The sequence below is a fragment of the Fictibacillus halophilus genome (genome assembly GCF_016401385.1).
Lineage (GTDB): Bacteria > Bacillota > Bacilli > Bacillales > Fictibacillaceae > Fictibacillus > Fictibacillus halophilus.
The window spans coordinates 148475-163833 of record NZ_JAEACF010000002.1; the positions used below are offsets into that span (position 1 = coordinate 148475).

Consider the following 15359-nt stretch of genomic DNA (forward strand, 5'->3'; position numbering starts at 1 on the left):
TTTGTCCCTTTTTATAAAGTGCTTGTTATTTCTTTTTCGTTAACTCTTCAACGATCATATCTAGTTCTTTTTCTAGCGAGATCGGGTCATTGAAATAGAATGACTCTGAATCAAACTTGATTGCGTTACCGTTTTTCACAGCCGGCAACTCTTTCCACACATCTGACTCCATGAATGAGTTATCTGGATTTCCTGCTCCAGTTCCTACAAAGATATAATCTCCAGCGTATGTTGGGATCACTTCGGTAGAAATTGCTTTCCAGCCTGGACCAAATACATCTTCTTCTAACTTCTTAGGAGCTTTAAGTTCTAGCGCTTGGTAGATCACTTCTGTACCACGGCCCCAGTTCTTACCGTATACATACATGTCTTTTCCGTATGCCTCCATAACCATGAACGTCTTGTCTTCACCGATCGCTGATTTTACTTTTTCACGAGCATCAGCAGCTTTCTTCTTCCACTCTTCTACCCATGCCTTCGCTTCTTTTTCTTTATTAACCATCTTTCCGATCTCTACGTGCTGTTCCATGTAATCATATTTGTCATATGTCATTGTAACAGTTGGAGCAATCTCTTCATATTTCTTAATATTTTTGTCATCAGAATACGTAATGATAAGATCCGGATCTAATTCTAATAGTTTTTCATAAGAATCAGCAGTAACTACTTCAGCTTTGTCTAGTTTGTTTCCGTAAAATTTGTTTTGCTTCGGGTATTCATTTACCGCGACTGGCGTAATTCCTAAATCTAGCAAGTTACCAGCGTATGTAGCTGCCATCATTGCAACACGTTTCGGTTCAGCTGGCACTTCAATCTCTTTACCTTTTTCATCTTTATAAATTCTCGTTTCTTTTTTCGACGATTCCTTCTTACCAGAACTTGCGTCTTCTTCTGATTTATTTCCACATGCAGCTAGTACAAACACTAAAAGCAATGTCATAAAACTAACGAGTAATTGTTTTGTTGTTCTTTTCATTTTTGTTATCCCCCTGTATTTGACAATAAAAATCATTCTCAATTAACTTTAAAAAAGAAAGGCGAATACTTACGCCAAGTTTTCAACCAACTTTACATTCTTAATCAGATCATACGTTAAACATACTGGCTTTCTCGTTCTTGGATCGATACCGATCTCTGCATCAATGTTAAATACATTGCGAAGAACCGTGCGAGTCATAACTTCCTCAGCCATACCCTCTTTTAAGATAGAACCGTCTTTCATCGCGACCATATGATGAGCAAAGCGAGCTGCGTGGTTCAAATCATGAATGACCATTACGATCGTTCTCTTCTCATAGCGGTTTAAATGATTTAACAACTCTAGAACTTCCAACTGGTGAGACAAATCCAAGTATGTAGTCGGTTCATCCAGCAGAATGATATCTGTTTCTTGGGCTAATGCCATTGCGATCCATACACGCTGGCGTTGCCCACCTGAAAGCGCATCTACGGATCGATCCTTGAACTCGAGGACGCCTGTGACGTCTAATGCCCAATCTATCACTTCATAATCTTTTTTTGTGAGCTTTCCGAAGCCTTTTTGATAAGGAAATCTTCCGTAAGAAACAAGCTCACCAACCGTAAGTCCTTCTGGTGAATCTGGTGACTGAGGAAGAATCGCCATCTTTTGGGCAATCTTTTTCGTAGATTCTTTGCTGACGGCTTTACCATCTAAATAAACCACTCCGGATTTAGGACTCAGAATACGCGACAACGTTTTCAAAACCGTTGACTTCCCACAACCGTTCGGTCCAATGATTGTCGTGATCTTACCGTCTGGAATGGAAATGTTAAGATCTTTAACGATGTCTCGTTCACCATATGAGATTTGCAAATGCTCAGCATACAGTCTAGACACTTTATTCGCCCTCCTTCTATAACAGTAATTTGAATTATATTTATAATATCGAACTTAATTGAAAATGATTATCAATCTCGTTCTCATTTTATTGGATATCACGGAGAGTGTCAACGGGAATTTAATTTTTAATATAAAAAAATCAGCCTTTGTATATCAAGGCTGATCTCACATTATTTAGAACATACCTAACGCTTTCTTAGTCGCTGGACCTACTACACCATCAACTGTGAGCTTCTTAGCTTTCTGAAACTTGCGAACAGCTGCATCAGTATTGGCTCCAAATACACCATCGATTCCTTTTGTGCTATACCCTAGGTTTGTAAGCCTACGTTGAAGCTCCATGACTTCAGCTCCACGGCTACCCTTCTTTAGATTAACGACTGAGAATACAGGCACCGTTGAATTGTTTGTTACTTTATATCCATTCGCTGCAGCTAGAGCAGGGAATGATTTACCTGAAGTTGTTATCACTACAGGTGTATTTACTGAAATTCTTGCGTATAACCACTGCACCTCATTGTTGTACATACGGATACAGCCTGCACTCACATATTTTCCTATGGAACTAGCATTATTGTTTCCATGGATGGCATACGTCGTTCCCCATGTTCCTTTTGCGTTTAAGCCTAGCCATCTATTTCCTAATGGATTACGCGGATCTCCACCTGGTATGTTACCTGTATAATAAGGCCGATTTGTGATCTTGTTTACAATTTTAAACTTACCCTCTGGTGTATAGGACGGCAGTTTACCAGTAGCCACTTTAAACACCTTTGATAATTTATTATTCTCAAAATATGCTAGCTGGTTTGTAGATTTATTTATAACGATAAATGATGAAGCGGCAGCCTTTGCTGGTTGAACAAGTAAGAACATAAAACCAAACATCAGTAATGCAATCAGTACTTTTTTCGTTTTCATTCCTTCTCTCCTATTCTTTATTGAAATAACAAATCCTCATATTCTATGCGAGGGTATAGGAGATGCATTACTACTTTTGTTAAAAATTTAATCAAAAAAACATGAATATTAAGCTTGTACGGTGAATAGACTGGTAGGTTATATTTGTCTTATATATTTGAACAGAAAGAAGATGGAATGATGCGTAACGTTTACTTAAAAAATCAATCGAATGTTAATATACGAAGAGTCACCACCGACGATGCTCAAAACATGATTAACTTTTATAATGTTGTTGGCGGCGAAAGTGATTTTTTATCCTTTGGGGCCGGTGAATTTAAGCTAGACCTTCAGGAATATAAAGATTACATCACCGCAACTTCCAAAGAATTGAATTCTATCATGCTGATTGCCGAAATAGATTCAAAGATAATTGGGATCGCAACCATTAACTCACCACAAAAAGAAAGAACGAAACATGTTGGAACACTTGGTATTGTCGTTTCCGAAAAATACACAGGCATGGGATTGGGAAAAATCTTAATGAATGAACTATTGGAGTGGGCACGTTTAAATGGCATTACGAAAAAGATCAGTCTTGTAACGAATGAGAACAACTCAAAAGCGATTGAACTATATAAGAAATTGGGTTTTGAGAAGGAAGGTTTGTTAAAGCACGATAATTTTATTAAAGGAAATTATCATAACACCGTTGTTATGGGGCTGCTTTTATAAGCTGTTATTCTTATTTCATTTTGGAACAATTGAACTGCTGCTCGTTCAATTTTTCAATGTTTTCAGAATTTGTTGTTGACTTTACTCTTTTAGGGAGATAAACTTACAAATAATATTAAAGTCAATGACGAGAAAGAGTAAGATTTGATTACTGTCCCCCAGAGAATCGGCGCTTGGTGAAAGCCGATGTTCAGTGCTTATCCGAAAATCATCTCCGAGATTCAAAGCTGAAATGTAAGCTTTGACGGGCCGTCCGCCGTTACAAGGGAACACGTATGATTGTACGTTGACTGAGTGCCGCAAGCTTTTAATAAGCTGTGGAATTAGGGTGGTAACGCGAGCTATAACTCGTCCCTTCTATAGGGGCGGGTTTTTTTATGTTTTCAAAACAATTAAAGGAGAGATTACTTATGAGAAAGATGGACACCGTTTTTATTGGACTTATGTTATTTTCAATGTTTTTTGGAGCAGGAAATCTCATTTTCCCTCCATTCTTAGGGGCAGAAGCAGGATCTTCGTACTGGCTTGCGATGGCAGGATTCATACTGACTGGAGTTGGACTTCCTTTTGCCGTATTATTTGCCGTTTCCCTCGTAAAAGGAGGCGTTCAAACGATCGGTAATCGTGTCCATCCTGTTTTCAGCACCGTCTTTATGGTCGTTATCTATTTAAGTATCGGACCATTCTTGGCTATTCCGAGAAATGCAAACGTTGCTTATGAGATGGGACTTAAACCATTCTTGGGCACTGAATCAAACGCTGCACTCATTCTCTTATTATTTACCGTTACATTTTTCGCGCTCGTTTATGCGGTCAGCTTGAATCCATCGAAAATGGAGAAATATATGGGGCGCTGGATTACTCCAACCTTGCTCTTATCAATGGTTGTGCTTTGTACAGTAGGATTTTTCAAACTTGATGCTCCACTTCAATCACCATCCGCTACCTACCAATCCGGGGCCTTTTCGAAGGGTTTCATTGAAGGATACAACACAATGGATGCTCTTGCTGCTCTCGCTTTTGGTATCGTAATTCTTACAGCGATTCAACAAAGAGGCGTTCAAGATCGAAAGCAATTAACAACCTACACACTAAAAGCAGGTCTGATTGCAGGAACATTACTAACACTCGTTTATGTAAGCTTAGGATTAATCGGCGGTAAGATGGCTGCAACAGGTTCTTTTGAAAATGGAACAGACATCCTTGCAGAAGCTTCCACTCTTTTATTAGGAGAAAACGGAACAGCTCTACTTGGTTTTATTTTTACATTAGCTTGCTTTACTACAGTTGTGGGCTTAACAACAGCGTGTGGACAATACTTTTCAAAATTAATGCCAAGTATCAGCTATAAAACAGTTGTCTTACTCGTTACACTAATAAGCTTCACTCTATCAAACCTTGGACTGAACCAGATTCTTAAAGTTTCAGTGCCGTTTTTAGTCACCGCCTATCCATTAACAATCGTATTGGTTGTACTTACGTTTTTTAACCGCTTCTTCAAAAATCCTAAGAAAGTGTATGGAAGTGCAGTGCTCTTTACTGGTGTATTTGCCATGATGGACGGTTTGGTTGCATTCGGGTTAGATCTAGGTCCTGTTCAAGTGGTGAAAGATATCCTCCCTCTTTCATCTATGGGATTACAATGGATTCTTCCAGCTTTGGTGGGTACGGCAGTCGGAATGTTTTTAAGCAGCTTCAGCCGCGTTCATTCTCCATTAGATGAGGTTGAAGTGAAGGCTTCATAATTCTGCATAACAAAAAAAAGGAGCTAATTTACAAAGTGATTAGCTCCTTCATTCATTATTCACCTTTAATTTCAAGCAGCTTCTGTCTTAACCCAATCTCCATCGTTGCCAGCTCTTCTTCTGCAAGACGTCGTTTAACTCGTCCTTCTTCTTGAATACGCAGTGTTTCCTCTAGCGTTGAAAGAAGATTCTCTTGCGTTTTCTTTAACGTCTCAATATCAATCAAACCGCGTTCGTTTTCTTTTGCGGTTTCGATCGTATTGGTTTTTAGCATCTCAGCATTTTTTAGTAAAAGTTCATTTGTCGTTTTGGAAACTTGTTTTTGAGCTTCTACCGCATTACGCTGTCTAATCAACGTTAGCGCAATTGCGACTTGGTTCTTCCACAACGGAATAGCCGTCATGATGGACGATTGAATTTTTTCTACAAGCGCTTGGTTCGTGTTTTGAATAAGTCGAATTTGTGGTGCACTTTGAATCGTGATCTCACGACTTAGTTTTAAGTCATGTACCCGTTTATCGAGTCGATCGGCAAACTGGACCATATCATTTACTTCTTGAAACTTCATTTGATCGTTTGTTTGTTCAGCCACTCTTCTCATCTCAGGAATCGTAACCTGGTTTAGCTCATCTAGCTTTAGTTCTCCCGCCGCTATATATACATTTAACGCTTGAAAGTACTCTTTATTGTTTTCGTACAACTTTTCGAGCATGACGATATCAGACATAAGAACATTCTTGCTACCGTCTAGCTTTACAGAGATTCTATCAATCTGTGCTCCCGTTTTCTGATACTTCGAAAGTACCTCTTGAACAGAACCTGAAATCTTTCCAAACATACGGCCGATCAACGTAGGTTTGTTTGATTTTAATTCTTCAGGATTCACATCTTGAAGTTTTTTCATTAGATCCCCAATGATCTCACCGATTTGCCCAGTATCTTTCTTTTTCACATGATCAAGCATCGTGTTCGAAAATGAATGAAGCTTCGCCTGTGCCGGTGCTCCGTACGTGATCATCGTCTGGTGATTCGTCGGATCGATCTGTTTAGCCAGCTGATACGCTTTTTCTTTATTTTCTTCTGGCAGAACATCTATTAATCGTACCTGTTTGTTTTCATTCGAAGGCACAGTAGTTTCTTGCTGTTCGCCAAAAGGGTTTGCCAACAAGTCATCCATTAGATTTGTCGGTTCATCTGAATGGTTAAGGGGTGCATTATTTTCTTTCATTTATATCGCCTGCCTTTTTTATGGATTGGGAGTCGTTCTGGGATTTAATCGAGTACTTTGCTACATCGATCTCATAATGTAGGTCATCTATATCATTTGACAATACTTGGTATAAATCCTTTTCGATCTGATCAATCAGTTCATCAAGTGTTCTTTTCGTTTCTACTAATGATTGCGTTAATTCTTTTGATTTTCTAGGCTGCGAGGATAAAAACATATATTTTTCGGTGAGCTCTACGGCTGAGTCTAAATGAGAAAAATAGAACTGTTCTGCTTGATAAAAACGTCTTGGTTCTTTTTGGGTTAAACTCTGGATTTTTCTAACTACTCGTACAAGGTCCGCTCTTTGTTTCAAACTCGGCAGATCACGCACTGAAAACATTGCCTTCTGTAGTCTATAGATCTTAGGCTTTGCTTCATCTAAGTTTTTTCTAATGTATTTATACTCTCTTCTTGATAAGTGATGTTCACTGAGGAATCTCTGCTTTTGAAGAAGTCCTGTTGCTGTGTATGCGGCAGCTCCTCCAGCTACTGCGATTCCTGACGACAAAAGGTAGGTCTGGTCATATCCAATAATACTTGCCAGCCATACCCCTACTGAAGCTGAGATAGCAACAAACATGCGGATAAAAAAAGCTAAAAATCCGTTCATTGTAATCGACTCCTGACATAAACTCTTTACTATTCATACGGATGTAACGGTTTCTGAGTTTCGTTTAAATAAAAAAAGTTCATCTATATTATGTTTCTATTATTACCTTATCGAAACCTTCCTAAAATAACCATGGCATTAAGAAGTAATGTGCTCTAAGACTTGAGGCGTATTATTTTCAATAAAAATAAGGCTGCACCTGCAGCCTTATAAATTTTTTATGCTGTTTTTGTTTTACTGCTAGCTACCGCGATAGATTTTGTAAAAAGACTTACTGCTGTTAAAACGATGATATTAAGGATCATTGCAATGATGCCTACGTTAAAATCTTGAATCGCCTGTGGCAGGAATGGAAGAAGCGAACCTACAGTTGAACCTGTAATGGTTACATAAGCCACGGTTGCTACCCCTGTTGCAATACCGGCAAATGCCCCTTGCTTCGTTACAAAATTATTCTTCATTAAACTAAACACCAATGTTGGAAACAGCTGTGTGACAAGGCTGTACCCCATCAGTAATAACGTTACAAGTGTGTTACCCCCTTTAAATGTAAAAAAGACAGCAATCAGTGCTACTACCGGAACAAGATAACGAGCTGTTTTTGATACTTGCTGGTCCGTTACTTTTGGATTTAAAACTTGATAAACATTTCTTGCTAAGAGAGTTGCAGCAGCCATTAAGATCATAGACCCTGGAACAAGGGCTGTAAGAATACCAGCTGCACCGATTACCCCCACTACCCAAGGGTCAAATGTTTCAATTGAAATTCTTAGTAAGGCAAGATCAGCATCAGGTCCCTCTAACCCTGGAACCTGCAGAATGGCTGCAAATCCAACAAAGAATACAAACAAAAGAACTAATTGATAGACCGGCATGAAGATCGCATTCTTTCTAAAGACCTTTTCATTCTGTGCAGAATAAACTGAACCAAATGTATGAGGCCACATATAGAAACCTAATGCTGTTAGAAGGATAGTCGTTGCAAACCAAGATGGACTCATGCCAGTCTCTGGAAGAGCAAGAAACCCTGGCTTCGCGGCTTCTACTGCTTCAAACATCGGCTGGATACCGCCATAATAATGAATAGGCAGATAGATTCCTAGAAATAAGACTACAACAAGTATTAAAATATCCTTTGCCACGGCTGTCCAAGCGGAACCATGTATACCAGAAACCATAACGTACACAGTAACAACCGTTAGACCGATCCAAATCGCAATAGTAGGCGAGATTGTTCCATATGATGCTTCTGAAACAATAATTCCTAAACCCTTTAGCTGAAGAACGAAATATGGAATCATGGCTACTACACCAACTAAAGAAACGAAGATGCCTAGGTAAGGACTCTTGTATTTACTGACAAAAAAATCAGATTGTGATAAGAGATTGTTATCTTTTGCATAACGCCAAATCTTTGGAAGCAAGAAGTATGACATAATATATGCTAGACAGCCATAACCGATAATATAGAACGTGGGCCCTCCCTTGCCATATGCCCATCCGCTTCCGCCAAGAAAAGTAAACGTTGTATAGATTTCTCCTGCCATCAGTAAGAATACAAAGATTGTACCGAAACCTCGACCTCCGACTGTCCACTGCTCAAGGTCCATATCTTTTCCTTTTTTTGCACGTATTCCTAAATAAATCGACATGATCATGACGGCAAAAATAATGACTAGTGCAGCATTCATTCTACTTCACTCTCCTTATTTCTTGGATCAAGCATATAGATGATGATCATAAGAAAGGTAGTAATAACAACCCAAATTACACAATAGGCTAGCAAGAAAGGCATTCCAAAAAGGTAAGGAGTAACCTTGTTAGCAAAATAAATGCCTATTAATAATCCGGCAAACGGTATTAACGCTAAAAATTTTATAAATGTGTTCATTCCTGATCCCTCCCCAACCTATTGTTTTAATAACTTGAATGCTGCGTGAACAAAAACTCTGACTCCTTTTTCTAAAGCATCTTCATCAATTTCGAAGCGTGCATGGTGATGCGGATAGACCGCTTCTTTTTCGGGATTTCCCGCTCCTATATAGAAGAAACAGCCGCCAGCTTTCTGCTGAAATGCCGAGAAGTCTTCACCGCCCATATTTGGTTTCATTCGGTCGAGCGTTTTTTCTCCATAAACCTCAACGATTGTATCTTCAATAACTTGTGTCACTTGATGATCATTGATAACAGGACGGTAACCGAATTCATAATCGAAATGATAATCGGCTTCATGTGCCTCAGTTATCCCTTTAACAATACGTTCTATGGTTTTAGGAACGGATTGACGGATTTCTGCATCAAAACTTCGAACTGTACCTAAAATTTCAACAGATCCTGGAATAACGTTATGTGTTGTACCACCAGTAAACTTTGTAACCGATACGACTAACTGTTCAAGAGGATCTGTGTTTCTGGAGACGATATGCTGCAAATTCGTAACGATTTGTGAAGCAATCGCTATGGAATCGACCGTTTGATGAGGCAGAGCAGCATGTCCCCCTTTCCCTTTTACCGTTATATAGAATGTGTCAGGTGAAGCCATCATCGGGCCATACACGACACCTATCTTCCCGATTTTAAGAGGTGCCCATAGATGTGCTCCGATAATTGCATCTACCCCATCCATAACACCAGCCTGAACCATTTCTTCTGCTCCACCAGGAAACAGTTCTTCCGCGTGTTGGAAAAACAACCTGATCTCGCCTTGTAACTCATCTTTACGCTCGGATAATACTTTTGCTGCACCTAGAAGCATAGCCGTATGACCATCATGCCCACATGCATGCATGACTCCCGGGTTCTTTGAGATATATTCTGTAGTGTTCTCCTCCTGGATCGGCAATGCGTCCATATCTGCACGAATGGCAATCACTTTTCCAGGCTGTTTTCCTTGAATCCTTCCAACCACACTCGTCTTTGTCGGGCGGGAAAGTTCGATTCCTCCGAAGGACTCTAATGTTTCGTAGATAAATTGTGATGTGTTTTCTTCCTGAAAAGATAACTCTGGATTTTCATGTAAGTATCGGCGCCATTGGGTAACTTGTTCTGAAACTGCATCAACTAGAGGATCAAAGGCTTTTGTTGTAACTGACATTTTTATCTCTCCCTTTCACTTGGTTATTCGGCTGTCAACGATTCAATTGAAGTCTTTAACACATGAACGGCTTGAACACAGTCTCCTAAACTCGTCCATTCTTTTGGGTTATGACTGATTCCATTAAGGCTTCTAACAAAGATCATGCCGGATAGAACGTGCCTGCCTAAAACCATGGCATCATGCCCTGCACCGCTCGGTAAGAGTACGGGTTTGATTCCATTTGCTTTTACAGCTTCAATCAATCGATGCTGCATTTCTTCTTTTATGGGAACAGGGGCTACATTTAACGTTTGTTCATATTCAACAGAAACCCCATGCAGCCCACCAATTTCCAATGCTTTCTTTGCTATCTCTTTTGTTAACTGATTCAGAGTCACTTGGTTAATGTCTCTAATATCCACATATAGCTCCACTTTTGCAGGAATGACATTGATTCCATTGGGATAGACCTGAAGCTTACCTACTGTGGCTACAGAAGTTTTGCTTATACTTTGAGGAATCTGGCTCACATGTCCAACAAACTCACTAGCTGCAACAAGCGCATCATTTCTTGCACCCATCGGGGTGTTGCCAGCATGTCCTGCTTTTCCGTGAAAAGATATTTTTAACCAGGAGGGACCAGCAATTCCTGTGACAACTCCTACAGGTGCATTCTCTCTTTCAAGTGTGCTTCCTTGTTCAATATGTACTTCAACAAATGCTTTAATCATACCTAGATTTCGTTTAGATTCCTTAAACCCTTGAAGCGTAAGTCCATCACCCTCAATAACCTTTTCAAATGAATTCCCCTGTTGATCAACCTTTTGGATTTCTTCATCCATATCGAGTTCTCCGCATATTGCACGGCTTCCCCTTAACCCTCCGTTAAACCTAGAACCTTCCTCATCTGAGAAAACAACAATTTCATATGGACGTTCAGGTTTAAATCCTGTTACCTTCCAAGCTTCAACTACTTCTAAAGCGGCAAGTACGCCTAGAGGTCCGTCAAAATGTCCGCCGTTCGGGACACTATCTACATGCGACCCTGAGATCACAGAAGCAAGCTCTTTATTCTTTCCTTCTAATTTTCCAAAAATATTGCCTGCACCGTCTTCTGTAACCACAAGACCTGCGTTTATCATCCAGCTCTTAACCAGTTCTTTCGCTTTTCTTTCCTCTTTGGAGAAACCAATTCGGTATGAACCATTTTGTTCTGTCAATCCAATTTTAGAGAGCTCTGCCAGGCGGGCACTAAATCTTTCACCTGAGACCCCAGAGTGGTTCATCGTTCGGTCATAGCCTTCCAATAGTTTTGACTGAAATACATTGTCCGCTCTTTTCAGCATGTAATTCCCCCTTTATTTGTGCATCTATCCAATGAGTTATTGAAAAGTATAGAATAATCAGTCAATTTTTAATATGTTAAAAAAGGACAAATAGATCACAATCTATTTGTCCTTAATAGCTAATATTTTATTTTTACAAACTCTTGTAGATAAATGGCCAGTTGCAACTCAAATAATTCTTTTCCTTGTAACTTTTCCACCCTCAGAATCTCTTTGATTTTCTGCAGCCTGTATTTAATCGTATTTAAGTGAACGAAGCTCTCCGCTGCAGTCTTTGTCATATTTTGCTTACATTGTAAATACGTGTGTAGTGTTTCTACTAATTCAGTGGCATGGTCTTGATCGTACTTAATGAGCGGACCTAGCAAGTCTGTTATATAATCGGCCAGCTCGTCTCGATCATGCTTTAAAAATAATTGATAGATCCCTAGCTCTTTATAAGAAAGGGCAACCTCTTCCGAACGATGCTTCTGTACATATTCTGCACATCTGATAGCATCTCTATATGAACTGTCAATATCACCAAGTTTAGTGAACATTCGTCCTAATCCCACATGAAACACGAATGACGTTTTGGAAGAAAGCAACGTTCTTAAGGTTGAAAAAAAATCCGAGAGCTGCAATAGAACCTCTTCTTCTTCCTTTTTATTATGGATAATGACAAGGATGTCATACTCCATGTTGCGATCCAGAACAAGGATCTTATACTCCAGTTTCTGTAGTTCTCTAAATAATAAGCGGTTAAATAATTGCTTTCGGCTGCTAAGTTCCTGAAAAGGAAGGAGCTGATTAGAGATTTTTATATTTACACATAAGTTTCTGTTATGATCAGAAATCCCAACAATGCTTCGTTGCGGCGGTGTAAATGATTCAAATTTATGATTAAGAAGCTGTTCTAGGAGGTATCCCTCATATTTATACAGATCAGACAACATTCTTTCCTGACCCATTAATTCAATTGCAAATAGATTACTAGCTAAATCAATTGCTAGTTCATCCAGAACATCGAGTTCATCATGAGGCTCACCAAAGATAGCCATCGCACCAATTGCTACTTTATCTGTAATTATGGGAAATAAGTGAACAGACCGCGCTTCAATTTGTTTATTAACCTGTGTTGAATGACCTAGTATAATTTGATCAAATAAGTCTTCATACGATTCTACTGCTACTTTCCCGATTTGCTCTGCTTCTAAAGAAGATGCAGTGATTAAATCCATAAACTCATTAAATAAACAAACGTGTCTTTGAATCAAATTACTTAAAGTAAATGTTACAGTTTCTAATCCTTGTTGAGATACAGATGCTCTTGCTAGTTCTGAATGAATACGTTTTGATCGTTCTTGATGAGTGAATAGCTTTGCATTTTCTATAGCGATCGATGCCTGACTGGCAAACGTTTCTAACATTGTGAGGTCTTCATGATTGAATAATATATTCTCAGAGAAGCTATCTATTGTGAGAACACCCAGACAACCTTCTTTTGAGAGCAATGGCGCACAAATAGTGCTTATCGGATATTGATGCAAATCTCCCAAGGCTTTATGAAAATTTTTCTGATTTTCTGGCTGAATATTTTCCATTCCTTTTGACGTATCTTGAATGTGGCTAAAAATCTGAGCTTTTTGAGTCATGAATGTTTTGCCTGTCATTCCTTCATCCTTATTCAGTGCAATATGCTTCATGTATGTTTGATTAAACCCTTTGCATTTATTGATGATAAGTTTCTTTTTTTTCGGGTCATAAATAAAAAGAATAACCGCATGTGCTCCATCGATTACATTTATTACTTCATCGATCAACCTATCTAGAACTTGATCCACATCCAGAGTAGATGAAAGAACCTGAGCTGCGTTAATCAAACTCATTAACTGTTTTTCAGATTTCAATTGCCTCACCTCTATGTACTTGTATTGCTTTTAGATAACAGTATAAACGATAACGAATTTACAAAAGGAAAAAACCTTACATTTCACAAATTATATATGTACAAAACAAAGACGCTGAATATGCATACATCACATAAACAACGCCTTTAGCTTAAACTCACTTTATTCACTTAAACGTTCTTTCCTTTCTTCCTAATACACAAATGCTAGTTATTGTCCCTAACTAGACTTCAATTAATTGTTCGTTCAATCAATTGCCTTGCATTAGATCTTATTTTTCCTCTACTTCTGGTAAATTCCCACACGCCCACATGCTGCGAAAATAGTTTTCACCGGCTATTTCCATCTGCAACACGATCTTAGCATGCTTCGCTCACATACGTCATTGGAATCATCCTCTTTCGTTATGTGTATTTGCGCGTTCCCACATACCCACACATCTCGAAATCAGTTTTCACTGGCTGATCTCTAACTGGATGTGATTTGATATGCTTCGCTTACTTATTTCATTGGAATCACGCCTTCCTTTAATTGAAGTAGTGTTCTTTGTTAACTACATATTAACTCATTCTAAATTTTATTTAAATATTCAGAATAATCAATATTATGTGATTTAAGGTGTATTTATTCCTCTTTTTAGAGTCATACTCCTTCTTTCGTAAAATTTCTTTTTATTTCATCATATTTTAACAATTTAAATAATGAATGTGTTTTTTTAGGCTATCACCTATACAACCTTCATAACATAACATGCATGTAGAAACACAACTACAAAAAAAGAGGAGTGTTTTGAACCTTGACTGGAAAAATTCTAAATTATTACGCTGGCGGCAATACGGCTAGAGGTTTTCACAACTTATTTACATCAAATCTAAATGGTCTTGATCGCCTTTTCATCTTAAAAGGCGGACCTGGTACTGGTAAGTCCACGCTCATGAAAGCGGTCGGGGAAAAGTGGAACAACGAAGGCTACGATATAGAATACATTCATTGCGCTTCAGACAACGGGTCGATTGATGGCGTGATCATCCGGGAGCTAGGAATCGGAATAGTAGATGGCACTTCTCCACACGTTATTGAACCAAAAGCCCCTGGAGCTGTTGAGGAATACGTGAACTTAGGTGAGGCGTGGGATTCTAAAAAACTTACGAACAAAAAAGAGGCTATTTTAAAGATTACAGATTCAATTTCTGCAGATTATCAAAAAGCGTATGCGACTTTTCATGAAGCGCTTCTCATCCATGATGAATGGGAAGAAATTTATATTATGAATATGAATTATGAAAAAGCCAACGAAATTACGGATGAACTGATGCATCAATTCTTTTCTAAGAAAGTAAATAAAGCCGCTAATGTTTATCACCGTTTTTTAGGTGCAGCTACCCCTAAAGGTGCAGTCGATTTTGTGCCAAACTTAACTGAAGGTCTAGAAAAGAGATATTTTATCAAGGGAAGACCAGGGTCTGGAAAATCAACTGTGTTAAAAAAGTTGGCCGCAAATGCCGAAGCATCAGGTTATGATGTTGAAATTTACCATTGTGGGTTCGATCCAAACAGTTTGGATATGGTGATCGTGAGAGAGCTCGGCTTCGCTATCTTTGACAGTACAGCACCTCATGAGTATTTCCCTGAACGTGAAGGTGACTACATCATAGACATGTACGAAAAGACGATAAAAAAGGGCACCGATGAAAAATTCTTTGATAATTTAAAAGAGATCAGTGGCCGTTATTCAAAAAAGATGAAAGAAGCTATCGGATATCTAGCAGATGCAAAAAGTAAGCACGATGATTTAGAAAAGATCTATATTGCTGCGATGAATTTTTCAAAGATCGACAAAATTCACAAGAAGGTTGATCAGGAGATCGAAAAGTTAACCTCTGCACAACAACAAAAATATTGATTGATGCAGCCACTATTTTGAGGA

The 15359-nt window shown here is 38.8% G+C and carries 13 protein-coding genes and 1 other annotated feature; of the genes, 3 read left to right on the forward strand and 10 right to left on the reverse strand.

From position 1 onward, the window contains the following. Positions 1-25 precede the first annotated feature (25 nt). The 3 genes from I5J82_RS18015 to I5J82_RS20565 all read right to left on the reverse strand — a co-directional run bounded on the left by I5J82_RS18015 (position 26) and on the right by I5J82_RS20565 (position 2782). Positions 26-976 (reverse strand): iron-hydroxamate ABC transporter substrate-binding protein, encoded by a 951-nt coding sequence (locus I5J82_RS18015; protein ID WP_198769180.1) that lies wholly within the window; start codon positions 974-976, stop codon positions 26-28. Positions 977-1045: 69 nt separating this feature from the next. After that, positions 1046-1858 carry an ABC transporter ATP-binding protein gene (locus tag I5J82_RS18020; protein WP_198769181.1) on the reverse strand — a complete coding sequence of 271 codons (813 nt, stop codon included), beginning with the start codon at positions 1856-1858 and terminating at the stop codon, positions 1046-1048. Between the two features lie 177 nt (positions 1859-2035). Then, on the reverse strand, positions 2036-2782 hold the full coding sequence (locus I5J82_RS20565; protein ID WP_198769182.1) for a L,D-transpeptidase family protein: 747 nt from the start codon (positions 2780-2782) through the stop codon (positions 2036-2038). 144 nt (positions 2783-2926) lie between these two features. On the opposite strand from I5J82_RS20565, the gene I5J82_RS18030 reads away from it, so the two are divergent. Next, positions 2927-3496, forward strand: a complete 570-nt coding sequence (locus I5J82_RS18030) for a GNAT family N-acetyltransferase (RefSeq protein ID WP_233096679.1) — start codon at positions 2927-2929, stop codon at positions 3494-3496. A gap of 115 nt (positions 3497-3611) precedes the next feature. Continuing rightward, positions 3612-3855: a binding site (T-box leader), on the forward strand. 51 nt (positions 3856-3906) lie between these two features. Continuing rightward, the gene (gene brnQ, locus I5J82_RS18035) at positions 3907-5241 is read left to right on the forward strand and encodes a branched-chain amino acid transport system II carrier protein (protein ID WP_198769183.1); all 1335 of its coding nucleotides are present in this window, start codon (positions 3907-3909) and stop codon (positions 5239-5241) included. Between the two features lie 55 nt (positions 5242-5296). Here the strand turns inward: brnQ and I5J82_RS18040 are convergent, their stop codons facing one another. From I5J82_RS18040 to I5J82_RS18070, 7 genes are all read right to left on the reverse strand, one after another. After that, positions 5297-6469: a toxic anion resistance protein gene (locus I5J82_RS18040; RefSeq protein ID WP_198769184.1), complete on the reverse strand. Its 1173-nt coding sequence runs from the start codon at positions 6467-6469 to the stop codon at positions 5297-5299. Continuing rightward, on the reverse strand, positions 6456-7121 hold the full coding sequence (locus tag I5J82_RS18045; protein ID WP_198769185.1) for a 5-bromo-4-chloroindolyl phosphate hydrolysis family protein: 666 nt from the start codon (positions 7119-7121) through the stop codon (positions 6456-6458). Before I5J82_RS18045 ends, I5J82_RS18040 begins: the two co-directional genes overlap by 14 nt. A gap of 218 nt (positions 7122-7339) precedes the next feature. Then, positions 7340-8812: a sodium:solute symporter family protein gene (locus I5J82_RS18050; RefSeq protein ID WP_198769186.1), complete on the reverse strand. Its 1473-nt coding sequence runs from the start codon at positions 8810-8812 to the stop codon at positions 7340-7342. Then, positions 8809-9012: a DUF3311 domain-containing protein gene (locus I5J82_RS18055; RefSeq protein WP_198769187.1), complete on the reverse strand. Its 204-nt coding sequence runs from the start codon at positions 9010-9012 to the stop codon at positions 8809-8811. The genes I5J82_RS18050 and I5J82_RS18055 overlap by 4 nt, the downstream gene beginning before the upstream one ends. Positions 9013-9030: 18 nt before the next feature. Beyond that, positions 9031-10215 carry a M20 family metallopeptidase gene (locus I5J82_RS18060; RefSeq protein WP_198769188.1) on the reverse strand — a complete coding sequence of 395 codons (1185 nt, stop codon included), beginning with the start codon at positions 10213-10215 and terminating at the stop codon, positions 9031-9033. Between the two features lie 23 nt (positions 10216-10238). Then, positions 10239-11543 carry a Zn-dependent hydrolase gene (locus I5J82_RS18065; RefSeq protein ID WP_198769189.1) on the reverse strand — a complete coding sequence of 435 codons (1305 nt, stop codon included), beginning with the start codon at positions 11541-11543 and terminating at the stop codon, positions 10239-10241. Positions 11544-11662: 119 nt separating this feature from the next. Then, positions 11663-13432, reverse strand: coding sequence for a helix-turn-helix domain-containing protein (locus I5J82_RS18070; RefSeq protein ID WP_198769190.1), 1770 nt, complete (start codon positions 13430-13432; stop codon positions 11663-11665). A 796-nt stretch (positions 13433-14228) separates the two neighbouring features. On the opposite strand from I5J82_RS18070, the gene I5J82_RS18075 reads away from it, so the two are divergent. Continuing rightward, positions 14229-15335, forward strand: a complete 1107-nt coding sequence (locus tag I5J82_RS18075; protein WP_198769191.1) for a PRK06851 family protein — start codon at positions 14229-14231, stop codon at positions 15333-15335. The last annotated feature ends 24 nt before the right edge of the window (positions 15336-15359 follow it).

Excerpts from the sequence above, each read along its gene's own strand:
- I5J82_RS18040 (WP_198769184.1), bottom strand. The coding sequence starts at position 6,469 with ATGAAAGAAAATAATGCACCCCTTAACCATTCAGATGAACCGACAAAT.
- I5J82_RS20565 (WP_198769182.1), bottom strand. The coding sequence starts at position 2,782 with ATGAAAACGAAAAAAGTACTGATTGCATTACTGATGTTTGGTTTTATG.
- I5J82_RS18060 (WP_198769188.1), bottom strand. The coding sequence starts at position 10,215 with ATGTCAGTTACAACAAAAGCCTTTGATCCTCTAGTTGATGCAGTTTCA.
- I5J82_RS18055 (WP_198769187.1), bottom strand. The coding sequence starts at position 9,012 with ATGAACACATTTATAAAATTTTTAGCGTTAATACCGTTTGCCGGATTA.
- I5J82_RS18015 (WP_198769180.1), bottom strand. The coding sequence starts at position 976 with ATGAAAAGAACAACAAAACAATTACTCGTTAGTTTTATGACATTGCTT.
- I5J82_RS18045 (WP_198769185.1), bottom strand. The coding sequence starts at position 7,121 with ATGAACGGATTTTTAGCTTTTTTTATCCGCATGTTTGTTGCTATCTCA.
- brnQ (WP_198769183.1), top strand. The coding sequence starts at position 3,907 with ATGAGAAAGATGGACACCGTTTTTATTGGACTTATGTTATTTTCAATG.
- I5J82_RS18050 (WP_198769186.1), bottom strand. The coding sequence starts at position 8,812 with ATGAATGCTGCACTAGTCATTATTTTTGCCGTCATGATCATGTCGATT.
- I5J82_RS18065 (WP_198769189.1), bottom strand. The coding sequence starts at position 11,543 with ATGCTGAAAAGAGCGGACAATGTATTTCAGTCAAAACTATTGGAAGGC.